20 protein-coding genes and 1 tRNA gene are annotated in these 22759 nt (G+C 61.5%); 6 read left to right on the top strand and 15 right to left on the bottom strand.

Translation table 11 applies throughout. The features are described from left to right. Positions 1 to 95: 95 nt before the first annotated feature. The 3 genes from queE (at position 96) to HU749_RS23390 (ending at position 1576) form a co-directional block, all read left to right on the top strand. Positions 96 to 743: a 7-carboxy-7-deazaguanine synthase QueE gene (queE, locus tag HU749_RS23400; RefSeq protein WP_003205025.1), complete on the top strand. Its 648-nt coding sequence runs from the start codon at positions 96 to 98 to the stop codon at positions 741 to 743. A gap of 19 nt (positions 744 to 762) precedes the next feature. Beyond that, a complete protein-coding gene (queC, locus tag HU749_RS23395) occupies positions 763 to 1437 on the top strand; it encodes a 7-cyano-7-deazaguanine synthase QueC (protein WP_172436014.1) in 675 nt (224 codons plus the stop codon). A 63-nt stretch (positions 1438 to 1500) separates the two neighbouring features. Then, positions 1501 to 1576: transfer RNA gene (locus tag HU749_RS23390), tRNA-Lys, on the top strand. 149 nt (positions 1577 to 1725) lie between these two features. On the opposite strand, the gene HU749_RS23385 is transcribed toward HU749_RS23390, so the two are convergent. The 6 genes from HU749_RS23385 to HU749_RS23360 form a co-directional block, all read right to left on the bottom strand. After that, complete coding sequence (locus HU749_RS23385) at positions 1726 to 3156, bottom strand: hypothetical protein (RefSeq protein WP_186650382.1); 1431 nt, start codon at positions 3154 to 3156, stop codon at positions 1726 to 1728. A gap of 97 nt (positions 3157 to 3253) precedes the next feature. Beyond that, complete coding sequence (locus tag HU749_RS23380) at positions 3254 to 4441, bottom strand: cyanate transporter (protein ID WP_186650383.1); 1188 nt, start codon at positions 4439 to 4441, stop codon at positions 3254 to 3256. A 232-nt stretch (positions 4442 to 4673) separates the two neighbouring features. Beyond that, positions 4674 to 5585, bottom strand: coding sequence for a copper homeostasis membrane protein CopD (gene copD, locus HU749_RS23375; protein ID WP_095974150.1), 912 nt, complete (start codon positions 5583 to 5585; stop codon positions 4674 to 4676). 4 nt (positions 5586 to 5589) lie between these two features. Then, the gene (copC, locus tag HU749_RS23370) at positions 5590 to 5976 is read right to left on the bottom strand and encodes a copper homeostasis periplasmic binding protein CopC (RefSeq protein ID WP_046062622.1); all 387 of its coding nucleotides are present in this window, start codon (positions 5974 to 5976) and stop codon (positions 5590 to 5592) included. Positions 5977 to 6035: 59 nt separating this feature from the next. Next, positions 6036 to 6938: a copper resistance protein B gene (locus HU749_RS23365; RefSeq protein ID WP_079303528.1), complete on the bottom strand. Its 903-nt coding sequence runs from the start codon at positions 6936 to 6938 to the stop codon at positions 6036 to 6038. Positions 6939 to 6948: 10 nt separating this feature from the next. Next, the gene (locus HU749_RS23360; RefSeq protein WP_186650385.1) at positions 6949 to 8772 is read right to left on the bottom strand and encodes a copper resistance system multicopper oxidase; all 1824 of its coding nucleotides are present in this window, start codon (positions 8770 to 8772) and stop codon (positions 6949 to 6951) included. A gap of 315 nt (positions 8773 to 9087) precedes the next feature. Here HU749_RS23360 and nadA point away from each other — a divergent pair, with 315 nt between their 5' ends. Next, on the top strand, positions 9088 to 10146 hold the full coding sequence (gene nadA / locus HU749_RS23355; protein WP_003205010.1) for a quinolinate synthase NadA: 1059 nt from the start codon (positions 9088 to 9090) through the stop codon (positions 10144 to 10146). Between the two features lie 188 nt (positions 10147 to 10334). On the opposite strand, the gene HU749_RS23350 is transcribed toward nadA, so the two are convergent. The 8 genes from HU749_RS23350 to HU749_RS23315 all read right to left on the bottom strand — a co-directional run bounded on the left by HU749_RS23350 (position 10335) and on the right by HU749_RS23315 (position 20545). Continuing rightward, complete coding sequence (locus tag HU749_RS23350; protein WP_095961854.1) at positions 10335 to 10823, bottom strand: RDD family protein; 489 nt, start codon at positions 10821 to 10823, stop codon at positions 10335 to 10337. A 94-nt stretch (positions 10824 to 10917) separates the two neighbouring features. Continuing rightward, positions 10918 to 11130, bottom strand: a complete 213-nt coding sequence (locus HU749_RS23345) for a cold-shock protein (protein ID WP_003175786.1) — start codon at positions 11128 to 11130, stop codon at positions 10918 to 10920. A gap of 383 nt (positions 11131 to 11513) precedes the next feature. After that, positions 11514 to 12638 carry a glycine cleavage system aminomethyltransferase GcvT gene (gene gcvT, locus HU749_RS23340; protein WP_186650387.1) on the bottom strand — a complete coding sequence of 375 codons (1125 nt, stop codon included), beginning with the start codon at positions 12636 to 12638 and terminating at the stop codon, positions 11514 to 11516. A gap of 39 nt (positions 12639 to 12677) precedes the next feature. Continuing rightward, positions 12678 to 14054: an L-serine ammonia-lyase gene (locus HU749_RS23335; RefSeq protein WP_095974146.1), complete on the bottom strand. Its 1377-nt coding sequence runs from the start codon at positions 14052 to 14054 to the stop codon at positions 12678 to 12680. A 186-nt stretch (positions 14055 to 14240) separates the two neighbouring features. Further along, complete coding sequence (gene gcvP, locus HU749_RS23330; RefSeq protein WP_079303522.1) at positions 14241 to 17090, bottom strand: aminomethyl-transferring glycine dehydrogenase; 2850 nt, start codon at positions 17088 to 17090, stop codon at positions 14241 to 14243. A 10-nt stretch (positions 17091 to 17100) separates the two neighbouring features. Next, positions 17101 to 17484, bottom strand: a complete 384-nt coding sequence (gene gcvH, locus HU749_RS23325) for a glycine cleavage system protein GcvH (protein ID WP_014339901.1) — start codon at positions 17482 to 17484, stop codon at positions 17101 to 17103. 428 nt (positions 17485 to 17912) lie between these two features. Continuing rightward, complete coding sequence (gene gcsR / locus HU749_RS23320) at positions 17913 to 19421, bottom strand: transcriptional regulator GcsR (RefSeq protein WP_014339900.1); 1509 nt, start codon at positions 19419 to 19421, stop codon at positions 17913 to 17915. Positions 19422 to 19639: 218 nt separating this feature from the next. Then, positions 19640 to 20545, bottom strand: coding sequence for a LysR family transcriptional regulator (locus HU749_RS23315; RefSeq protein ID WP_186650389.1), 906 nt, complete (start codon positions 20543 to 20545; stop codon positions 19640 to 19642). Between the two features lie 115 nt (positions 20546 to 20660). Here HU749_RS23315 and HU749_RS23310 point away from each other — a divergent pair, with 115 nt between their 5' ends. Both HU749_RS23310 and HU749_RS23305 read left to right on the top strand, forming a co-directional pair. Then, positions 20661 to 21539: an MBL fold metallo-hydrolase gene (locus HU749_RS23310; RefSeq protein ID WP_186650391.1), complete on the top strand. Its 879-nt coding sequence runs from the start codon at positions 20661 to 20663 to the stop codon at positions 21537 to 21539. 256 nt (positions 21540 to 21795) lie between these two features. After that, positions 21796 to 22410, top strand: coding sequence for an NAD(P)-dependent oxidoreductase (locus HU749_RS23305; protein WP_079303518.1), 615 nt, complete (start codon positions 21796 to 21798; stop codon positions 22408 to 22410). A gap of 9 nt (positions 22411 to 22419) precedes the next feature. Here HU749_RS23305 and HU749_RS23300 read toward each other — a convergent pair whose 3' ends face one another. Further along, complete coding sequence (locus HU749_RS23300) at positions 22420 to 22749, bottom strand: GlpM family protein (RefSeq protein ID WP_167310225.1); 330 nt, start codon at positions 22747 to 22749, stop codon at positions 22420 to 22422. Between the last annotated feature and the right edge of the window lie 10 nt (positions 22750 to 22759).

Genomic DNA, 22759 nt, shown 5'->3' with positions numbered 1-22759 from the left:
TGAAACACGCTTTTTGGGATCTGCGCGTTGGCGGGGTTCCTTGAAGTGCCTGACGGAGGCGGACAGCCTGTTTAGCTGTTACGCCCGTGGCGACTATGCAAGACACATTGAGAATCACCGAAGTTTTTTACTCGTTGCAGGGTGAAACGCGGACGGCTGGGCTGCCCACAGTATTTGTGCGCCTCACCGGTTGCCCGTTGCGTTGCCAATACTGCGACAGTGCCTACGCGTTCAGCGGCGGCACCTTACGAACCCTCGACGATATCCTGGAGCAAGTGGCCAGTTATCGTCCGCGTTATGTCTGCGTCACGGGCGGCGAGCCATTGGCACAACCCAACGCCATCCCCTTGCTCAAGCAGTTGTGTGATGCCGGTTACGAGGTTTCGCTGGAAACCAGCGGCGCCTTGGACATCTCGGCCGTCGACCCGCGCGTCAGTCGCGTCGTGGACCTGAAGACTCCAGGTTCCAAGGAAGCGCACCGCAACCGTTACGAGAATATCGAACTGCTGACGCCCAACGATCAGGTCAAGTTCGTGATCTGTTCGCGGGAGGATTATGACTGGGCCGTGTCCAAGCTGATCCAGTACGGACTCGACCAGCGGGCTGGTGAAGTACTGTTGTCGCCGAGCCATCACGATTTGAGCGCCCGGGACCTGGCGGACTGGGTGGTGGCGGATAATCTGCCGGTGCGCCTGCAACTGCAGCTGCATAAATATCTTTGGAACGACGAGCCGGGGCGCTGATATGACTGAACATTCGAACATTGCAGAAAAACGTGCGGTCATCCTGTTGTCCGGCGGCCTGGATTCAGCCACCGTCGTGGCCATGGCCCGTGCCGAGGGTTACCGCTGCTATACCATGAGTTTCGATTATGGCCAGCGCCACCGCGCTGAACTGCACGCCGCCGAGCGAGTTGCCCGGGACCAGGGCGTGGTGGAACACAAAGTGATCGGCCTGAACCTCAACGGCATCGGCGGCTCGGCCTTGACCGACAGTTCCATCGATGTACCCGAGACGCCTGGCGAAGGCATCCCGGTGACGTATGTGCCGGCGCGGAACACCGTATTTTTGTCCTTGGCATTGGGCTGGGCCGAAGTGCTGGGCGCCCGTGACATTTTCATCGGCGTCAATGCCGTGGATTATTCCGGTTATCCGGATTGTCGCCCGGAGTTCGTCGAAGCCTTCGAGCGCATGGCGAACCTGGCGACCAAGGCCGGCGTAGAGGGTCAAGGTTTCCGCATCCAGGCGCCGCTGCAGAATCTCAGCAAGGCCGACATCGTCAAGGCGGGCGTGAAGCTTGGCGTGGACTACGGGCTCACTGTTTCCTGCTATCAGGCCGACGATCAGGGCCGCGCGTGTGGCAAGTGCGACAGCTGCCGCCTGCGTGCAGAAGGCTTTGCGGCGGCAGGTGTGAGCGATCCAACCCGTTATTTTTGATTTATTTCAAATTAGGTGTTGAATAGTCCTTAGAAATCAGTATTATACGCGCCACCACACAGCGGGTCGTTAGCTCAGTTGGTAGAGCAGTTGGCTTTTAACCAATTGGTCGTAGGTTCGAATCCCACACGACCCACCATTTTTTGCAGTTTTAAAAGTCTGGAAGGCCCACGAAAGTGAGGATTTCCGGATTTTTTTTTGCCTGAAATTAAGTGTCCCCCCGCCCAAGGGCAGGGAGTCAGCAGTCCTGTCGTGGAGCCGTCGCCATGCTCACGACTGCCAGGGCCATCAGCTCTTTTTCTCGCCCAGCGTGGAGCGATGAATTCCCGGAACCAGCGCTTCCCACGCGAGCCAACGTCCTGCGTGGATCTGCCATGAGGGCACCCGACAGGACCATTCGTCCTGTGGTTTCCTGGCGAATACCGGCAGCCGAGGCTTGCGCACAACCTTGCTATTGAGCGTGCTCACACAGAACTTCGAGTAGTTTTTCAGTTCTTTGAGTTCAAGCGACAGCATGTCTTTCGGGCACAGCAACAGTACGTCCCCAAAGGAATACAACTGGAACGCCTCGACTTCTATTTTTTGCGCAGCAACCTGACGTGTTTTCCACAGGGTGGCGCTCAGGTCTTGCAGCTTTATATCCTCGGGCAAGGTGTATCGCTCCGCCGTTTGTTGGCGAACCGATAAGCCGCCTGCTGCGATGTAGGTGATCTGGCTCAAACTGCCCGGCGAGAGCAATGTGAAGGCGCAGAAGGCGAGGATCATTGCGATCAGGCCATTGAAGGTCCGTCTGTAGATGTCCCCCTTGAAACAATAAAATATGACGACCGGTAGCAGGGTGAAGATGAGTGTCAGCCAGGACAGGCCCGCCACGTAGGGGACGGTGTCAGGCGTTTCCCTCTCCATATATGAACGTATCGTCAGCAGGATTGGAAAAGCGGCGAAGATCACGGTGACGAATATGGAGATCGAGAGCAGGGTGACGAGCCAGAATTCTTTGCGGGCCCATACCCACGACTGCAGCTGCTGCCATTTTTCTTTTAGCCAGAGCCACGCTGGCGTCGTCTTGTTCTTGAGTGCCTGCAGACGGGTAAGCCATTTTTGCAGGCAGGCCTTCCGGGGGCGGGCAGGCTTATGCGGCTGCAGCTTTTTTCGCTTTATTTGTTGATGGGCTGCCAGGCGTTTCAAGCGGGCTCGCTCCAGCCTGGCTTGGACAAGTGTGCTTTTCCTGATGATTCTTTTGAACGGCGTGAATGCGTACATGAGAAAGCACGCAACGAAGACGATCAGGAGCAATGCCGCGAATATCGTCCAGGCGTTCAATGTGGACAGGAAGAAGGTGGCCCAGATGAACGCGCTAAATCCCACAACCGTGGGGAACACCAGATAGAAAACAATCTTCGGTTGGTGGTCCTTCATGTTTGAAAAAAGCGAAACCGAGCAGCCGAACATCCACGTTGTTGCCCCCAGGATGAACAAGTACGACAGCATCAGCAGCAGGACCAGCACGACCCAGACCAGCAGTGCAGACTTCACATCGATGGACGGCATGAACAGATCGATACGTCCAATCGTGCGGGTATAGAGATACAGCGTGATGAACCCAAGCCCTGTCGCGAGCAGGCCTAACGTGACGGTGATCTGGGTCCAATAGGAAAGAATGCGTTTGACGGTGTGCTTGAGCACTTCAGCGAAGGTTCTGTCAGGTATGACGGACAAGGCGTAGCTCCCTTACGAGGTAAAAATCCTGGCAGGTATAGTAACGCCAAGTCGCACCCGCTAAATCTTCAACCTGGCAAGTCCTCCTACTGGAAATTCAGCGGATGTGCTGTCCGTAATGTTTCGGGTCCAGGCGCAATACCATCACCATCATCAACGCCATGACCGCCGTGAGCGACCACCAGGCCCACTGAAAACTCCCCAATTGGTCGCGGATCATCCCGGCAATCAATGGCGAGAGCCCGGCGATGAGATAGCCGACACCCTGCACGAACGCGGTAAGGCCGCCGGCCCGGCGTGGGTTGTCCAGGTGGTCGAGGGATACGATCAGGCTCATGGGGAACAGGCCGCCGATACCCAGCCCCAGCAGGCAGGCCCATAGCAGGCTGAAGCGTTCCGGGCTGAGGATCAGGCCGCAGAAGCCGCCGATGATCAGGGCCAGCAGGACGGTGAGAACCAGGCGTTTATCCCGGCTGCGGTTGGCAATCGCCGGGGTGACCAGCCCAGATAGCACTTCCATTGCGGTGAGGAACCCCAGCAGCAGGCCTGCGTGCTGTTCGCTCCAGCCCTTTTCCACGTAGTACGGCGCCAGCCAGGCCAGCACGCAGGTGTAGGAGGCGGTGCCCAGGCCAAAGAAAATCGCCAGGAGCCAGGCCCGGGCGTTGCTGGAAAACGCTTCGTGACGTCGGGACGCCGCTTCGGGCAAGGGCGTGACGTTCGAGCGCTGGGCGTACCAGCAGCCCAGGGCGACCAGCGCCAACAGTGCCCAGATCGCCATCCCGATGCGCCAACTGCCGGTCTGCGTCAGGACAAAGGGTGAAAACGATGCGGCAAGCGCCGCCCCGCCCATGATGGAGGTGACGTACAAGCCCATGAACAGCGAGACGTTGTCGGCGAAGCGCGATTTGATCAGTGCCGGCATTACCGCCTGGATCAAGGCAATCCCGAGCCCGGCCACGACCGCACTGGCGATCAATCCGGCGGCGCTGTCCAGGTACAAGCGCGAGGCCGTGGCGAGACCAATGATCAACAGCGACAGCACGATGGTGCGGTGTTCACCGATGCGCAGGGCGATGCGCATGCCCAGGAACATCGCCAGGCCCATCGCCATGACGGGCAACATGGTCAACAGCGAGGCGGTACTGAAACTCAAGGGCACCTCGCCGCGAATAGCCGACAACAACGGCCCGACTGCCGCCATTGAGGGCCGCAGGTTCAGCGCGACCAAGACGATGCTGACCATCAGCCAGACGGCGTGGGTGCTTGAGGTTCGAATGTTTTCCATGGAGCCGCCTTTGCTGGACAAAGGGGCATTTAGGCTGGCTCCAGTCGTTGTGGGCAAATTGAAAATTGGAAAGAGGTATTTAAAAATCCGATGGCGCTACAGGCGCTTGTCCGAGAGCTCAATGCCCATTCCTTGTGGGAGCGAGCTTGCTCGCGATGGCAGCAATATCTTCACATCAATACAAGCTGACCCACCGCTATCGCGAGCAAGCTCGCTCCCACAGAGGGACGGTTTAATCCGGCATCGGGCTCAGCGTCCCCAGCCACGCCACCAATCCCAGGATGATCACCGCTACAGTGAACTCCAGGACCATGCTGCGCCGCAGGGCATTCACAGCGACCCCGTGCTCACCGGTCTGTCGGGCCTGCTCCAGCAGTGGGCTCAGGTGAAAGCGGTTCAGCGCGGCGAACACCAGCATGGCCGCGAACAAGATGAGTTTGAGCGCCAGCAACTGTCCATAGGTACTGTCGAACAAGCCTGCGACGTTTGGGCCGACGATAAACAGATAATTCACCACCCCCGTCACGCTGATGACCACCACGATCACCGCCCCGGCGCTTTCAAACCCGGTCAACGTCCGGGCCAGTACCGCCAACTGGGGGGCGGTCTGGCGAAGCAGCAGGGCGAACGCGGCCAAGGCGCCGACCCAGCCTCCCGCCGCCCACAGGTGCAGGAAGTCGGTGATGAAGTGCCAGTTCCGGCGTGCGCCTTCGTCCATGGCGCCGTGCCCTGCCCAGGCCAGCGTCGCCAAGGCCACCGCCGCGCCCAGCATCGCCAGGCTCAGGCTGGCGGTCGGCCAACGTGTATTGAACGTCACGGCGAAGCCGGCCAGCAGCAGCGCCGCCATGCGCAGCGTCCACGTCATACCGACATCGGTCTCCAGTACCATCATTTCAATATGCGGCCACAGCTCGGCCCAGTCCGCCACGCCGCTCATGGCCCAGGCCATGCACGCCATGGCGGCCAGGGAGAGCAACCCGCCCAGCACCGCCGTGGTCAGCAGCAGCGGCGTGAAAGGCAACTGCGCGCCCGACACCCGCTCCTGGCCTCGCAGGCTATAGAGGCCGAACGCGGCCAGGCCGAACAACAGCATCAAATCCAGGTACAGGGCAAAGCGCAGCACAATGTTGATCGAGTCGCTCATCAACTCACTTCACCTTGAACGTGACGTTACCGGTGATTGGGTGAGTGTCGGACGACACCGCGCGCCACTGGACCTGATAGGTGCCGGCGGTGAGGGGCGCATTCGGCGTGATAACCATGGTTTTCGGGTCTTCGCTGCCGGAAACCTTGGCTGGCATGGGCATGGGTGAATGCGCCGCCATGCCGGGCATAGCGGTCATCATCAGCTTGGCGCCGGAAAACTTGGTCAGCAGGTTTTCGGAGAAGTGCAGCTCGATCTTTGCCGGTGCCGCACCTTCGGCGCCTTCGGCGGGTGTAGAGGACAGCAGTTTCGGGTGGGCCTGGGCCAGGCCACTGACCAGCAGGCCGGCGGACAAGGCAACGGCGACAACAGCGGTTTTGATGAATGACATGCAAGGACTCCTACAGCTTGGTTTTTAGTTTTTAGTTTTTAGTGAAGCAGGTAAGCAGCTCAGAACCACATGCGCACGCCCAGCACCAGACGCGCTTCGCTGCGGTCTTCGCCTTCTTCCCGGGTGTAATCGGCGGTGTTGCCGTAGACCCGATTCCAGGTGAAGCCAATGTAGGGCGCGAATTCGCGGCGTATTTCATAACGCAGCCGCACGCCGAGTTCGGTGTCCGACAGCCCTGAGCCAACACCACGGGCGGGATCGTTCTTGCCATAGAAGTTGACCTCGGCGGTGGGCTGCAGGATCAACCGATTGGTCAGCAAGATGTCGTAGTCACCTTCCAGCCGCGCCGCGCTCTGGCCACCTTCACCGATGAACGCGGTGGCCTCGGCTTCGAAGTTGTACAGCGCCATGCCTTGCACGCCGAAAGCGGCCCAGGTTTGTGGATCGCCCGGCTTGAAGTCCTGGCGTACGCCGGCCACCACGTCCCACCAAGGACTGATGGCGTGGCCCCACAGGGCCTGAAGTTCCGCCTCTTCGGTCTTGCCGTTGAGGCGTTCGCCTTCGGAGCGCAGCCACAAACGGTCGATGTCGCCACCGATCCAGCCGGAGGCGTCCCAGCTCAGGGCGCTGCCATCATCGGCGTCTTGCCATTCCAGTTGGTCGATGAGGAAAAACGAATTGATGGCGCTGTCATGCACCGCGTGTCCGCCATGATCCTCGTAGACGGCGGCGCGGTCGGCGGCGGTCAGTTCCGGGATCGGTGTGCGGCTGGTGGTCGGCGCTGATTGCATGGGTTCCATGCTCTGCATCGAGTCCATGCCTTGCATCTGGCTATGGTCCATCCCGGGCATCTGGCTGTGATCCATGCCTTGCATGTCGTTGCCCGCCGCCCAGGCCGAGGTGCTGGCGCCGAGGGTCAGGCTGGCAATGAGTGCCATGGGGTATTGAAAAACAGTGGTCATGGTCGGCTCCTCATTCCTGCACCCGAACTTCACGGAACATCCCCATCTCCATGTGAAACAGCAGATGACAGTGGTACGCCCAGCGCCCGAGGGCATCGGCGGTGACCCGGTAGCTGCGCTTGGAGCCCGGTGGCACGTCGATGGTGTGCTTGCGCACCATGAACTGGCCGTTCTCGTCCTCCAGGTCGCTCCACATGCCGTGCAGGTGGATGGGGTGGGTCATCATGGTGTCGTTGATCAGCACGATGCGCAGTCGCTCGCCGTACTTGAGCAGCAGCGGCGCGGCGTCGGAAAATTTCACGCCGTTGAACGACCAGGCGAACTTCTCCATGTGCCCGGTCAGGTGCAGCTCGATCGTACGGCCCGGCTCGCGGCCGTCGGGGTCGGGAAAGGTGCTGCGCAGGTCCGAGTATGTAAGCACTTTGCGGCCGTTGTTGCGCAGCCCCATGCCCGGGTCGTCGAGCTTGGGTTTGACGCTCATGGCCTGCATGTCCACCAATGGGTTGTCTTTCTCGGTGTCGGGATGCGAGAGCATGCCGTCCATGCCTTGCATGGCTCCGTGATCCATACCGGCCATGTCGCCCATGCCCTGCATCTGGCTGTGATCCATGCCCTGCATCTGGCTGTGATCCATGCCCTGCATCTGGCTGTGATCCATACCTTGCATCGAACTGTCGTCCATTCCCGCCATGCCCTGCATCGAGCCGTGGTCCATGCCGCCCATGCCCATGTCGTCCATGGTCACCAATGGCCGCGGGTCCAGGGCCGGCACTGGTGCCGACAGCCCGGCCCTGGCCGCGAGGGTGCCGCGGGCGTAGCCGGTGCGGTCCATGGACTGGGCGAACAGGGTGTAGACCTCTTGGGTCGGTTCGACGATGACGTCATAGGTTTCGGCCACGGCGATCCGGAACTCGTCGACGCTCACCGGTTTGACGTGTTGGCCGTCGGACGCCACCACCGTCATCTTCAAGCCGGGAATACGCACGTCGAAATAGCTCATGGCCGAGCCGTTGATAAAGCGCAGGCGAAGACGTTCGCCAGGCTTGAACAGGCCGGTCCAGTTCATGTCCGGCGCCTGGCCGTTCATGAGGTAGGTGTAGGTGGCGCCACTGACGTCGGCCAGGTCAGTGGGATTCATCTTCATCTCGGCCCACATCTTGCGATCGGCCACGGTGCTGGCCCAGCCGTTCTTGCCCACGTCGTCAATGAAGTCGCCGACGGTGCGTTTGTTGTAGTTGTAGTAGTCCGACTGTTTCTTGAGCTTGCGAAGGATGTCGGCGGGGTCTTCATCGGTCCAGTCGGTGAGCATCACCACGTAGTCCCGTTCGTACTGGAAGGGCTCCGGCTCCCTGGCGTCGATCACCAGAGGGCCGTAGACCCCGGATTGTTCCTGGAAGCCGGAATGGCTGTGGTACCAGTAGGTGCCGTTTTGCCGGACCTTGAACTGATAGACATACATGCCGTCGGGTTCGATGCCCTTGAAGCTCAGTCCCGGAACACCGTCCATGTTGGCCGGCAGCAGGAGGCCGTGCCAGTGGATGGACGTGGTGTCCTTCAAGCGATTGCGCACCCGCAGGGTCACGGTGTCGCCTTCACGCCAGCGCAGCAGCGGGCCGGGAATGCCGCCGTTGATGGTCTGGGCGGTACGTGGGTTGCCGGTGAAGTTGACCGGGCTTTCGCCGATGAACAGGTCGAACTCGGTGCCGCTCAGGACGTTGGGCTGGCCCGGGCCGGTGACCGCCCAGACAGGCGCGCGCCACAAGCCCAGGCCGCCGAGGATGCCGCCGGCAGTCAGGCCCTTTACGAAGGTTCGCCGGGAAGTTTTTGTTTGCATACGATGGAAGTCCGTCAGTCGATTCGCCGCGAACACGGGGCAATCCCCCGGCGTCGCTTTGAAAAGAAGATGACATAAGCCGGCCGGGCAGGTGATTACATTTCGGTCAGCTTGCTCCCGCTGGGGCGCGCGTCCGGTTCCAGGGGCGGGCACAGGTCAGAATGATCTTTTGCATCGACGGGATATTCTGTAGCCTTGCCGGCTTCACGCTGTCCCGTGCCTGATAGATACCCACTTTCCCGGCGGTACCCGAGTGGTCCGGAGCCGGGTGTATACTCGACTTTCGCGCTAAACGCGCTTGCAGGTCTTGCGAACATGACGCAAATTTCCGAACGCCTTCTGGTCCAGGCCCACCTCGACGCCAAGCAGCCCAAGCCGCTGACCGCCGAGCAAGAGGCCTGGTACCGCGCCGCCATCGCCGCCGAGCTCAAGGCTCAGGACGCGGTGCTGGTCGCGCACTTCTACTGCGACCCGATCATCCAGGCCCTGGCCGAAGAGACCGGTGGTTGCGTGTCCGACTCCCTGGAAATGGCCCGCTTCGGCAATGCCCACCCGGCCAAGACCGTGGTGGTGGCGGGGGTCAAGTTCATGGGCGAGACCGCCAAGATCCTCAACCCCGAAAAACGTGTGCTGATGCCCACCCTGGAAGCCACCTGCTCCCTCGATCTGGGCTGCCCGGTGGACGAGTTCTCGGCGTTCTGCGACCAGCATCCGGAGCGCACCGTGGTGGTGTATGCCAACACCTCGGCGGCAGTGAAGGCCCGGGCCGACTGGGTGGTGACGTCCAGTTGTGCGCTGGAAATCGTCGAGAGCCTGATGGACAACGGCGAGACGATCATCTGGGGCCCGGACAAGCACCTGGGCACTTACATCCAGCGCAAGACTGGCGCCGACATGCTGCTCTGGGACGGCGCCTGTATCGTCCACGAAGAGTTCAAATCCAAGCAGTTGGAGGACATGAAGGCACTGTACCCGGACGCCGCGATCCTGGTGCACCCGGAGTCGCCGACGTCGGTGATCGAACTGGCGGATGCCGTGGGCTCCACCAGCCAATTGATCGCCGCCGCCCAGACCCTGCCGAACAAGACGCTGATCGTCGCCACCGACCGGGGCATTTTCTACAAGATGCAGCAGCTGTGCCCGGACAAGGTCTTCATCGAAGCCCCTACCGCCGGTAACGGCGCGGCGTGCCGCAGTTGCGCACACTGCCCATGGATGGCGATGAATACCCTGGAGCGCACGCTCAAGAGCTTGCAGGAGGGTGCCAACGAGATCTTCGTCGACCCGGCGCTGATCCCCCAGGCGATTCGCCCGCTCAAGCGCATGCTGGACTTTACCCAGGCGGCGCGGATGAAGCTGGCGGGCAATGCCTGAAGCTGAAGAAGATCTTCAGGTTCGCAGGGCTTTTCTGTGGCGAGGGGATTTATCCCCGCTGGCTGCGCAGCAGCCCTAAAACCTGACACCTCGGAGTGTCAGGATGAGTAAATGGGGCCGCTTCGCGGCCCAGCGGGGATAAATCCCCTCGCCACAAGTGCATTTCAATCTGTCTTGTTCGATGACCGTTATTTGGTCTTCTTGGGAATCCGCACCAACTGCGTATCCGAGTAGATGTCATGCCAACTGCGCTTGCGCTTGTCGAACAGCGCCCAGATGAAGCCCAGCCCCACCAGCAGCAGTGACGCAATCGATACCACGAACCGCAACAGCGCCTGCCACAGGCTGATGGCCGTGCCATCGGCGTTCTGTACACGGATGCACCACACCTGCATGCCCAGGGTCTGGCCGTTGTGGGTCCAGAACTTGGCGAAGAAGCCGAACAGCACGAACAGCAGCACGGTGGACAGCAACGGGTCACCGTCCAGCGCGCCGGCTTCGGTCAGGGCGCGCATTCTTTCTTCGCCGATGATCGCCATCTGGATCATCTTGTAGGCGCCGCTGGTGACGATCAGCAGCGCCGTGCACAGCAAGAAGTCATAAAACATCGCTGCCAGGCGACGGCCCAGGCCGGCGGGAGGAAAGTCGCCCTGGGGGGTGAGCAGGTGTTTCGGCATGACGGCCTCGGCTGAAAAAAGAAGCCATTTTACGGGTTTACGCCCATAAAAAAGCCCCTGATATCAATCAGGGGCTTTTTAGTATGCGAAAGCCTTAGGCTTCGGCTTGAACCTCGTCAGCCTGCATGCCTTTCTGGCCTTGCACAGCAACGAAAGTGACTTTCTGGCCTTCTTTCAGGCTCTTGAAGCCGTTGCCCTGGATGGCGCGGAAATGCACGAACAGGTCCGGACCGCTTTCAGGCGTGATAAAACCAAAACCCTTCTCGTCGTTGAACCACTTGACGGTACCGCTCTGACGTTGAGACATTTTCTTATTTCCTTTGACGCTAAAATTGATGACAGCCTCTTTCGCATGAAAGAGTACTGGGGCTGGGTTGCAGGAAAGTAAGAGACGTCGAACGGGATGTAGCGAACTTCATAAGCTACTGCCCAGGTCACGATTCCAAGCGACCCATGCAAACACAGTGACCAAACTCTACGCCAACTACGAACGAAAAAACAACCCCCCGGGGAAGCCCGTAATTGCTCAGCTTGCAAGCATTTACATACACCACCGGGCGGAGCTTATTCGATAGGCTAGTTCAATTGTTTGCGACCGTTATAAGTCTAAAGATATGCACCTTTTTATGGCGGTTGCGTTACACATTAGTGCACGTATAACGCAATCGCGTTACTTATAGAAACAGTCAATCAACCGCGGTAGTAGCGCTGTGGGACGAATGGCATTTTGCTTACAAGTAAAGGCACCTTTTTCCCACGCACGATGGCCCAGACTGGCGTATCCAGTGCGACATAGGCGCTGTCCAGGTAACCCATCGCCAACGGACCGCCCAGGGTCGGGCCGAAACCGCCGCTGCACACCGTCCCGATAATCTCGCCCGCTTCGTTGACGATCTCTGCGCCTTCGCGCACCGGTGTGCGTTCCTGGGGCAGCAGGCCGACGCGTTTGCGCTTCACGCCGCCCTGTTGTTGGGCGAACACGGTTTCAGCACCGGGGAAACCGCCAGCGCGAGCGCCGTCGGCACGACGTACTTTGGAAATCGCCCACAACAGGCTGGCTTCGATCGGCGTGGTCTCGGTGTTCATGTCGTGGCCGTAGAGGCACAGGCCGGCTTCCAGGCGCAGGGAGTCACGGGCACCGAGGCCGATAGCCGCGACTTCCGGCTCAGCCAGCAGGGCGCGGGCCAGTTTTTCCGCATCGGCGGCGGGTACCGAAATTTCGAAACCGTCTTCACCGGTGTAGCCCGAACGGCTGACAAAACAGTCCAGGCCCAACAGCGTGACGCGCTGGAACTGCATGAAGGTCATCTTCGCCACCTCCGGCGCCAGGCGTGCAAGCACAGTGACCGCGGCCGGGCCTTGCAGGGCAAGCAGGGCGCGGGCTTCGAACAGTGGCTCAATGCTGCACTGCGCGCCAATGTGGGCCTGCAGGTGGGCCAGGTCCTGGTCCTTGCAGGCCGCGTTGACCACCAGGAACAGTTCGTCATTGCCCAGGTTGGCGACCATCAGGTCGTCGAGGATGCCGCCGTTCTCGTTGGTGAACATGGCGTAGCGCTGCATGCCCACCGGCAGGTCGATGATGTCCACCGGCACCAGGGCTTCCAGGGCCTTGGCGGCGCCTGCGCCGGTCAGGCGGATCTGGCCCATGTGGGACACGTCGAACAGCCCGGCCTGATCACGGGTGTGCTGGTGTTCCTTCATCACCCCCAGTGGGTACTGCACTGGCATGTCGTAGCCGGCGAACGGCACCATGCGAGCGCCGAGTTCGAGGTGCAGCGCGTGCAGCGGGGTCTTCAGCAGTTGTTCGGTGGACATATCAGCTCCTGGAAAAAATGTAGAAGTGAGGCAAGCGCATCAGCATTCGATGATGTTGACCGCCAGACCGCCGCGGGCGGTCTCCTTGTATTTGCTTTTCATGTCGGCGCCGGTCTGGCGCATGGTGCGGATGACTTTGTCGAGGGAGACGAAGTGATGCCCGTCGCCACGCATGGCCATGCGTACCGCGTTGATGGCCTTCACCGAACCCATGGCGTTGCGTTCGATGCATGGCACCTGCACCAGGCCGCCAATCGGGTCGCAGGTCAGGCCAAGGTTGTGTTCCATGCCGATCTCGGCGGCGTTTTCCACTTGCTGCACGCTGCCACCGAGCACTTCGCAGAGGGCGCCGGCGGCCATGGAACAGGCCACGCCCACTTCACCCTGGCAACCGACTTCGGCGCCGGAGATAGAGGCGTTTTCCTTGTACAGGATGCCGATGGCGGCGGCGGTCAGCAGGAACCGCACCACGCCATCCTCGCTGGCCCCGGGGATAAAGCGCATGTAGTAATGCAGCACGGCCGGGATGATGCCCGCCGCCCCGTTGGTAGGCGCGGTGACGACGCGGCCGCCATAGGCGTTTTCTTCGTTGACCGCCAAGGCGTACAGGTTGACCCAGTCCAGCACCGACAGCGGGTCGCGCAGTGCGGCTTCGGGGTTCTTGCACAGCTGGCGGTGCAACGCCGCGGCCCGGCGCTTGACCTTCAGCCCGCCTGGCAGAATCCCTTCGTTGCGACAGCCGGCCGCCACGCAATCCTGCATCACCTGCCAGATTTTCAGCAGGCCGGCGCGGGTCTCGGCTTCGGGGCGCCAGGCGCTTTCGTTGGTCAGCATCACCTGGCTGATGGACAGGCCGTAGGTGCTGCAATGGCCCAGCAGGTCCTTGGCACTCTTGAACGGGAAGGTCAGGGGTGTGGCATCTTCGACGATGCGGTCGGCGCCAGCCGCGTCTTCATCGACGACAAAGCCGCCACCGACCGAGTAGTACTCGCGGCTGCGCACTTGCAGTCCGGCGGCATCGAAGGCGCGGAAGATCATGCCGTTGGGGTGAAAGGCCAACGGCTTGCGGATCATCGCCAAGTGCAGCTTTTCATTGAATTCGATGGCGTGTTCGCCGAGCAGGTTCAGGCGACCGTTGCTGCGGATCTCCTGGAGCCGGGCGTTCACCGTTTCGGTGTCCACGGTGTCGGGGTGTTCGCCTTCCAGGCCCAGCAGCACGGCCTTGTCACTGCCATGGCCCTTGCCGGTGGCGCCGAGCGAGCCGTAGAGCTCGACCTTGACGCTGGTAATGCTTTCAAGCAGATCGTCACGACGCAGCCCTTCGGCGAAACGGGCAGCGGCACGCATCGGGCCGACGGTATGGGAGCTGGAAGGACCGATACCGATCTTGAACAGGTCGAACACGCTTAACGACATGGTGTTTCTCCAGTTTTCTTTTTATGAGATCGACGATTTAAGGTCTGGCATAGATCCTTGTGGGAGCGAGCCTGCTCGCGATAGCGGAGTGTCAGGCAACATCTCTATTGGCTGTTACGCCGCTATCGCGAGCAGGCTCGCTCCCACAGGGGATTCGGAGGGCTGGAAGATCACCCTCCGTTCAGGTCAAGCGTAGCTTTCGATCGACGGGCAGGCGCAGACCAGGTTGCGGTCGCCGAACACGTTGTCGACCCGGCCCACGGGCGGCCAGTACTTGCCTTCGATCAACGATGCCACCGGGTACACCGCCTGTTCGCGGCTGTAAGGGTGGGTCCACTCGCCGACGATTTCCGCCGCAGTGTGCGGGGCGTTCTTCAGCGGGTTGTCGTCCTTGTCCAGACTGCCGTTTTCCACCGCGCGAATTTCTTCGCGGATGCAGATCATGGCGTCGCAGAAACGGTCCAGTTCTTCCTTGGATTCGCTTTCGGTCGGCTCGATCATCAGCGTGCCGGCCACCGGGAACGACATGGTCGGCGCGTGGAAACCGAAGTCGATCAGGCGCTTGGCCACGTCATCGACGCTGATGCCGCTGCTGTCCTTGAGTGGACGCAGGTCGAGGATGCATTCGTGGGCCACCAGGCCGTTGCTGCCGGAGTAGAGCACTGGATAGTGCTCTTCCAGGCGACGGGCGATGTAGTTGGCGTTGAGGATCGCCAGTTGCGAGGCGCGCTTGAGGCCGGCGCCGCCCATCATGCGGATGTACATCCAGGTGATCGGCAAGATGCTCGCGCTGCCGAACGGCGCCGCGCACACCGCGCCTTCCTTGCGTTCCATGTTGGCGTGGCCCGGCAGGAACGGTGCCAGGTGGGACTTGACGCCAATCGGGCCGACGCCCGGGCCGCCACCGCCGTGGGGAATGCAGAAGGTCTTGTGCAGGTTCAGGTGCGACACGTCGCCGCCGAACTTGCCTGGGGCGCAGAGGCCGACCATGGCGTTCATGTTGGCGCCGTCGATGTACACCTGGCCGCCGTTGTCATGAATGATGCCGCAGATTTCGCGGATGCCTTCTTCGAACACACCGTGGGTGGACGGGTAGGTGATCATCAGCGCGGCGAGGTGTTCGCGGTGCTCGATGGCCTTGGCCCGCAGGTCTTCGATGTCGACGTTGCCGCGGGCATCGCAGGCAGTCACGACCACGCGCATGCCGGCCATGTTGGCGGTGGCCGGGTTGGTACCGTGGGCCGAGGACGGGATCAGGCAGATGTCGCGACGGTCTTCGCCACGGCTCTGGTGATAGGCACGGATCGCCAGCAGGCCGGCGTATTCGCCCTGGGAACCGGCGTTGGGTTGCAGCGACACAGCGTCATAGCCGGTGGCGGCGCAGAGCATGGCCTCCAGCTCGTCGGTCAGTTGCTGGTAGCCAGCGCTCTGTTCGGCCGGGGCGAACGGGTGCAGGGCGCCGAACTCGGCCCAGGTCACCGGAATCATTTCGCTGGCGGCGTTGAGCTTCATGGTGCAGGAACCCAGCGGGATCATGGTGCGATCCAGGGCCAGGTCCTTGTCGGCGAGCTTGCGCAGGTAGCGCATCAGCTCGGTTTCGGAGTGGTAGCGGTTGAACACTGGGTGGCTGAGGATCGCCGATTGGCGCACCAGCTCGGCCGGAATGCGGCTTTGCACGCTGGCGGCCAGTGCCGCGAAGTCCGGCAGTGCCTTGCCGTCGGCCAACACGTTCCACAGGGCTTCGACGTCAGTCTGGCTGGTGGTCTCGTCCAGGGACAGGCCCAGGCGTTGCGCGTCCACCACACGCAGGTTGATGCGCTGTGCGCGGGCCTTGTCGTGCAGGGCCGCGGTTTGCGCGCCGGTGCGCAGGGTCAGGGTGTCGAAGAAGCTCTCTTGCTCGACGCTCAGGCCCAGCGCGCCCAGGCCCTTGGCGAGGATCGCGGTCAGGTGATGGATGCGATTGGCAATTTGTACCAGGCCCTTGGGACCGTGGTACACGGCGTACATGCTGGCGATGTTGGCCAGCAGCACTTGGGCGGTGCAGATGTTGCTCGTGGCTTTCTCGCGGCGGATGTGTTGCTCGCGGGTCTGCATCGCCAGGCGCAGGGCCGGCTTGCCGAAACGGTCCACGGAAACGCCGACCAGGCGGCCCGGCATGTCGCGCTTGAAGGCGTCCTTGGTGGAGAAATACGCCGCGTGCGGGCCACCGAAGCCCAGCGGCACACCGAAGCGCTGGGCGCTGCCGATGGCCACGTCGGCGCCGAATTCACCTGGCGGGGTCAACAGGGTCAGGGCCAGCAAGTCCGCGGCTACCGCCACCAGGGCGTTGGCGGCGTGGAAGCGTTCGGTCAGTTCGCGGTAGTCGAACAGGTCACCGTTGCTGGCCGGGTATTGCAGCAGCGCGCCGAAGAAGCCGCTGACGTCGCTCAGTTCGCGCTCATCGCCCACCACCACATCGATGCCCAGGGGCTCGGCACGGGTGCGCAGTACGTCGAGGGTTTGCGGGTGGCTGTGGACGGAGGCGAAGAACGCGTTGCTGCCCTTGTTCTTGCTCAGGCGCTTGCAGAAGGTCATGGCTTCGGCGGCGGCGGTGGCTTCGTCGAGCAAGGATGCGTTGGCGATCGGCAGGCCGGTAAGGTCGCTGATCAAGGTCTGGAAGTTCAACAGCGCTTCGAGACGGCCCTGGGAAATTTCTGGCTGGTACGGGGTGTAGGCGGTGTACCAGGCCGGGTTTTCCAGCAGGTTGCGCAGGATCGGTGCCGGCGTATGGCAGTTGTAGTAGCCCTGGCCGATGTAGGTCTTGAACAGTTGGTTCTTGGCGGCGATGGCCTTGATCGAGGCCAGTGCGTCGGCTTCGCTCTGGCCGTCGCCCATGTCCAGCACGCTGGTGCCCTTGATGCTTTCCGGGATGACGCTGGCGCTCAGGGCTTCCAGGGAGTTGTAGCCCAGGCGCTCGAGCATGGCTTGCTCGTCGCTGGAGCGCGGGCCGATGTGGCGGGCGATGAATTCGTTGGCGGTGCCGAGATTAACGGTCATGTGGCGCTCCTCAGGCTTCGGCGTTGGCTTTGATCAGGCGGTCGTAGGCGTCCTGGTCCAGCAGTTGGTCCACTTCGGCGGCGTTGGCCGGGTTGAAACGGAAAAACCAGCCTTCGCCCAACGGATCTTCGTTGACCAGTTCCGGATTGCTTTCCAGGGCCGGGTTCACTTCGAGCACTTCACCGTCCAGTGGCATGTAGACACCGCTGGCGGCTTTCACCGATTCCACGGTGGAGGCTTCGGCACCCTTGTCGTAGCTTTGCAGTTCCGGTAACTGAACATAGACCACATCGCCCAAGGCGTTCTGGGCAAACGCAGTAATACCGACAGTAACGCTGCCGTCGGCTTCGGTGCGCAGCCATTCGTGATCTTCAGTGAAACGCAACTCGCTCATGGAAACTCCTGGGGCCAGATTCGTCTGGTGGACGCGAAGAAAGGCGCGGGGCTTGGCCCGGCCGAATGCTAATACCCATAGCAAGAATGCGGCCAATATTAATAATTGCTTATATATCAATGATTTGACTGGTTTTGTCGAGACTGGGATCGACTGCGCTGTAGCGAAATCGCTACAGCGGGTAGGCTGGAAAAAATCGTTGTGGGATCAAAGCCTTGCGCAGCGCAGGCTGGCGATGATTGTAGCGATATCGTTCCACTGTAGCGCTTTCAGTACAGGTGGAGGTCGTTTTTAACGCGATTTCGACCACAACACAGAACCCTTGTGGGAGCGAGCTTGCTCGCGATGACGGTAGCCCAGTCAGCCATAGGTTGACTGATACATCGCTATCGCGAGCAAGCTCGCTCCCACAGGGGGATGTGGTGGGCTTATGGCTTGTTGGAAATCCCGTACTTGCGCAACCGATGGGCAATCGCGGTGTGGGAAGTCTGCAGGCGGCTGGCGAGCTGGCGGGTGGAGGGGTAGTTGACGTAGAGGCTTTCGAGCAGGTGCTTCTCGAAGCTTTCCACGGCCTGTTCCAGGCTTTCGACTTCCACATCGCCCTGGCGCGCCACGGAGGTGCCGGCGATGTCCAGGTCGCCGATGTCCACCAGGCTGCTTTCGCAGATGGCCGCGGCGCGGAAGATCACGTTCTGCAATTGCCGCACGTTGCCGGGCCAGCGGTTGCCCAGCAGGGCCGGGTAAGTGCCGGGGGCCAGGCGGCAGACCGGGCGCTGGATCTGCGCGCAGGCCTGCTGCATGAAATAACGCGCCAGCAGCAGGATGTCCTGGCCGCGTTCGCGCAGCGGCGGGACTTCGACATTGAGCACGTTCAGGCGATAGAACAGGTCTTCGCGGAACGAGCCCTCGCTGACCATTTTCTCCAGGTTGCGGTGGGTGGCGCTGAGGATCCGCACGTTGACCTTGATCTCCCGGTCGCCGCCCACTCGGCGGAAGCTGCCATCGTTCAGGAAGCGCAGCAGCTTGGCTTGCAGGTACGGCGACATCTCGCCGATTTCATCGAGGAATACCGTGCCCTGGTTCGCCAGCTCCATCAGCCCTGGCTTGCCACCCCGCTGCGCCCCGGTGAAGGCGCCGGGGGCGTAGCCGAACAGTTCGCTTTCTGCCAGGTTCTCCGGCAATGCCGCACAGTTCAGGGCCAGGAACGGTGCGCCATGGCGGGCGCTGATGGCATGGCACGCCCGGGCCACCAGTTCCTTGCCGGTGCCGGTTTCGCCCTGGATCAGCAGCGGCGCATCCAGCGCCGCGACCCGCTGGGCCCGGGCCTTGAGGGTGCGGATCGCCGGGGATTCGCCCAGCAGCGCGTCGAAACCTTCGGCGTGATCGTGATGCAGGGCCGACAGGCGCTCGCCGATGCGGTTCGGCTGATACAGCGTCAGCAGCGCGCCGGCGTCGGTGATGGGCGTGGCGTCCAGCAGCAACGTCTGGCCGTTGAGGGTGATTTCCCGCAGCGGCAAGCGGAAACCGTTCTCCAGCAAGGCGTCCAGCAAGGCCTCGTCACCGAACAGCTCGGCCACGCTTTCCCCGGCCGGTTCACGCCCGTACAGGGCAATCAGCGCCGGGTTGGCCAGCAACACCTTGCCGGCGCTGTCCAGGGCCAGCACCGGGTCGGTCATGGCGGCGAGCAAGGCGTCGAGCTGCAAGTGCCGACGCTGGCCCGGCAGGATGTCCACCACGGTGACTGCCTGCACGCCGCGCACGTTGAACAGCGCCTCGCGCAACTCGTCGAGCACTTGCGGGCTGAGGGTCGGGGCGTCGATGTAGACGTTGGGCGGCACCATTTCCACCGCATCCAGATTGAGATTGCGCCCACCGAGCAAGGCCAGGACTTCCTGGGTGATGCCGACGCGGTCGATGAAACTGACGTGGATACGCATGGGGCGGTTTTGGGTTCTGGAGTGCGGAGGGTGGCCAGTATGCCTTGGGGCGGGCTGTTGGTGAAATCCTGGCGCAAAGCTTGAGGCCGTACAGAGATCCATTGTGGGAGCGAGCTTGCTCGCGATAGCGATGTATCAGTCGACATTAATTTGGCTGACACACCGTCTTCGCGAGCAAGCTCGCTCCCACAAGGGGAATTCGGTGGGGCTACTACTGTTTAGAGCCCCACATCCCACTCAGGCATCTCGGGAAACCTCAGCACCAAAAAATCCAGCAGGCTGCGCAGTGCCGACGGCATGTGTTTGCGTGAGGCATACACCGCGTACATGTTCATCCGGCGGGGTTCGGCGTGGGGCAGCAGGCGAATCAGTTCGCCGTTCTTGAGGTGGGCGCCGGCCTGGTAGCTGGGCAGCATGGCCACGCCCGCGCCAGCTATCGTGGCCTGAAGCAATGTGCTGGCTTCGTTGGCGCTGATATTACCTTGCACCGGCACCGAGACCTGCTCGCCGTCCTGCTCGAAATGCCACAGGCTCTTGCCGACGTAGGAGTGGGTCAGGCAGTTGTGCCGGCTCAGGTCCTCCACGCGCAGCGGTGTCGAGTGCTCGCGCAGATACTGTGGCGAAGCGCAGATCACCGAGCGGCAGACCGTGAGGCGACGGGCAATCAGGTTCGGGTCCAGGTCGTTGCTCATGCGGATCGCCAGGTCGATGCGCTCATCCACCAGGTTCACGGTGCGGTCGAGCATTTGCAGGTCGACGCTCACCCCTGGGTAGCGCTTGACGTATTCGGCCATGGCGCTCGCCAGTTGGGCCTGGCCGAACGAGGTGCTGGCGCTGATGCGCAGCATGCCCCTTGGCGCGTCGTCCGGGGTGCTGACGGCGGCTTGCATGTCGCCGGACAGCTCGAGCATCTGCCGGCAGCGCGGCAGGATCTCCGTGCCTGCGGCCGTCAGGCTCAGCTTGCGAGTGGTGCGGTGCATCAGCCGGGCACCGACCCAGTCCTCCAGCTCCGCCAAATAGCGCGACACCACCGGCCGCGACAGGTCCAGATGCTCGGCCGCCGCCGACTGGCTGCCCAGGTCCACCACCGTGACGAACACCCGCATTGCTTGTAGACGATCCATGATTTGCCCGATTTCAGAAACAAACTATGTTCCAGCATCGCATTTTTTGTAACGAGTCAGGTAACTAAGCTCAGTCCCCATTCCCCTGACGGGTTTTTGGACAACGGAGCACACCATGACCGGACTTATCCCACTCAAGCGCCTGCTGCTGGCGACCGCCGCCTTGGCCTTCACCGCCCAGGCCTGGGCCACCGACCTGACGCTGGACGTCTACAACCCCGGTGCGGCGGCGGTTTTTCCGGTGACTTCGGTTTTAGTCAGCGGTGAAAAAGAGGCGATCCTGGTAGACGCCCAGTTCGGCAAGGCCCAGGCCGCCCAGGTGGTGGAAAAAATCCGCGCCAGCGGCAAGCGATTGACCACGATCTACATCAGTCATGGCGATCCAGACTACTATTTTGGTTTGGAAACCCTCACCGCCGCGTTCCCTGAGGCCAAGGTGCTGGCGTCCGCACCGACTGTCGAGCACATCAAGCACACCATGGATGGCAAGCTGAAATATTGGGGGCCGATTCTGAAGACCGATGCACCGGCCAAAGCCATCGTGCCCCAGGTACTCAAGGGCGACAGCCTGACCCTGGAAGGCCAGCGCTTGCAGATCGTTGGCCTTGATGGCCCGCAACCGGACCGCAGCTTCGTGTGGATTCCATCGATCAAGGCCGTGGTTGGCGGTGTGGTGGTGGCCGAGAACATTCATGTCTGGATGGCCGACACCCAGACGCCGCAGTCCCACAAGGACTGGCTGGCGACCCTTGCCGGTATTGAAAAGCTGCAGCCGAACACCGTGATCCCGGGCCACTATCTGGGTGAAAGCGCCCGGTCCCTGGCCCCGGTGACATTCACCGCCGGCTATATCAAGGCCTTCGATGAAGAAACCGCCAAGGCCAAGGATTCCGCCGCGCTGATCGCCGCCATGAAGCAACGCTACCCGAACCTGGGTGAAGACAGTTCCCTGGAACTGAGTGCCAAGGTGGCGAAGGGCGAGATGAAGTGGTGACCACCCTGATTCCAAGGTAGCGGATGCGCTTTTTGTGGCGAGGGAGCTTGCTCCCGCTGGGCTGCGCAGCGGCCCCAATACCAGCCAATGAGTTGTATCTGGCACACCGCATGAGCATTTTTGCGACTGCTGCGCAGCCGAGCGGGAGCAAGCTCCCTCGCCACAAGGGCTTCATTTCAAGCCACGAAGGCTCTGTCACTTGGAAATATTCAAGCAACCGCTTCAATAGCATCTTGTGTAATCACTGGAGAACACCATGAGCAAAATCGCAATCATCGGAGCCACCGGTCGCGCCGGCAGCCAATTGCTGGAAGAAGCCCTGCGCCGTGGTCACAGCGTGACGGCCATTGCCCGCAACACCGCGAAAATTGGTGAAAGGGCCGGGGTGCTCAGCAAGCAATTGGATGTATTGGACAGCGAGGCGTTGACCGCGGCCATCGCCGGGCATGACGTGGTGATCAGTGCCGCTCATTTCGCCAGCGTGCCGGCCGACAAGCTCATCGCACCGGTGAAAGCCGCTGGGGTCAAGCGTTTGCTGGTGGTCGGTGGGGCCGGCTCGTTGCTGCTCCCGGACGGCTCTCGTGTGATCGACAGCGAGGGCTTCCCGGAGGAATACCTGGCCGAAGCCAGTGCCGGAGCATTGTTCCTCGATGTGCTGCGCCAGGAGCAAGACCTGGACTGGACCTTCCTTTCGCCTTCGGCAGAATTCGTCGAAACCGAGCGCACGGAGCAGTTTCGCCTCGGCAAGAATCACCTGCTGTTCGACGATGCCGGGCGTAGCTGGATCAGCTTTGCCGACTACGCCATCGCGATGATCGATGAAGTGGAAACGCCGCAGTTTTCGCGCACGCGATTTACCGTCGGTTATTGATCACAGAGATCAGCCGTGAAGCCGTACCCAAGTGCTGACCAGCACCGTGGCAGCCATCAGCCAGGCGACGGCTGCCACGGCCAATGAGGCTTCGAGGCGCATGCGGTCGACCATCACGTACAGCGTTGCCAGATAGACGAAGTACGGAATGATCGACCACATCCCAAACACGATGGTGGTCTTCAGGTCGTCCACCGAGCGGCCCTTGCCGACGATGTAATGGGCGATCAGGGCGAAGGTCGGGAACAGCGGCACCAGCCCGGCGATGTAATAGTTCTTGGTCTTGGCCAGCATCGCCAGTATGACCACCACGGCTGCACCGAGCGCCGCCTTGAAAATCAGATCCACA

Source organism: Pseudomonas ogarae, assembly GCF_014268695.2.
Classification (GTDB): Bacteria; Pseudomonadota; Gammaproteobacteria; order Pseudomonadales; family Pseudomonadaceae; genus Aquipseudomonas; species Aquipseudomonas kilonensis.
The sequence above is the reverse complement of the archived record's forward strand: the minus strand, read 5'-3'. Positions and strand labels throughout refer to the sequence as shown.

Coding starts and splice junctions, on each gene's coding strand:
- queE (WP_003205025.1), top strand. CDS start 96: ATGCAAGACACATTGAGAATCACCGAAGTTTTTTACTCGTTGCAGGGT.
- HU749_RS23380 (WP_186650383.1), bottom strand. CDS start 4,441: ATGGAAAACATTCGAACCTCAAGCACCCACGCCGTCTGGCTGATGGTC.
- copD (WP_095974150.1), bottom strand. CDS start 5,585: ATGAGCGACTCGATCAACATTGTGCTGCGCTTTGCCCTGTACCTGGAT.
- copC (WP_046062622.1), bottom strand. CDS start 5,976: ATGTCATTCATCAAAACCGCTGTTGTCGCCGTTGCCTTGTCCGCCGGC.
- HU749_RS23365 (WP_079303528.1), bottom strand. CDS start 6,938: ATGACCACTGTTTTTCAATACCCCATGGCACTCATTGCCAGCCTGACC.
- HU749_RS23360 (WP_186650385.1), bottom strand. CDS start 8,772: ATGCAAACAAAAACTTCCCGGCGAACCTTCGTAAAGGGCCTGACTGCC.
- nadA (WP_003205010.1), top strand. CDS start 9,088: ATGACGCAAATTTCCGAACGCCTTCTGGTCCAGGCCCACCTCGACGCC.
- HU749_RS23350 (WP_095961854.1), bottom strand. CDS start 10,823: ATGCCGAAACACCTGCTCACCCCCCAGGGCGACTTTCCTCCCGCCGGC.
- HU749_RS23345 (WP_003175786.1), bottom strand. CDS start 11,130: ATGTCTCAACGTCAGAGCGGTACCGTCAAGTGGTTCAACGACGAGAAG.
- gcvT (WP_186650387.1), bottom strand. CDS start 12,638: ATGTCCACCGAACAACTGCTGAAGACCCCGCTGCACGCGCTGCACCTC.
- HU749_RS23335 (WP_095974146.1), bottom strand. CDS start 14,054: ATGTCGTTAAGCGTGTTCGACCTGTTCAAGATCGGTATCGGTCCTTCC.
- gcvP (WP_079303522.1), bottom strand. CDS start 17,090: ATGACCGTTAATCTCGGCACCGCCAACGAATTCATCGCCCGCCACATC.
- gcvH (WP_014339901.1), bottom strand. CDS start 17,484: ATGAGCGAGTTGCGTTTCACTGAAGATCACGAATGGCTGCGCACCGAA.
- gcsR (WP_014339900.1), bottom strand. CDS start 19,421: ATGCGTATCCACGTCAGTTTCATCGACCGCGTCGGCATCACCCAGGAA.
- HU749_RS23315 (WP_186650389.1), bottom strand. CDS start 20,545: ATGGATCGTCTACAAGCAATGCGGGTGTTCGTCACGGTGGTGGACCTG.
- HU749_RS23310 (WP_186650391.1), top strand. CDS start 20,661: ATGACCGGACTTATCCCACTCAAGCGCCTGCTGCTGGCGACCGCCGCC.
- HU749_RS23305 (WP_079303518.1), top strand. CDS start 21,796: ATGAGCAAAATCGCAATCATCGGAGCCACCGGTCGCGCCGGCAGCCAA.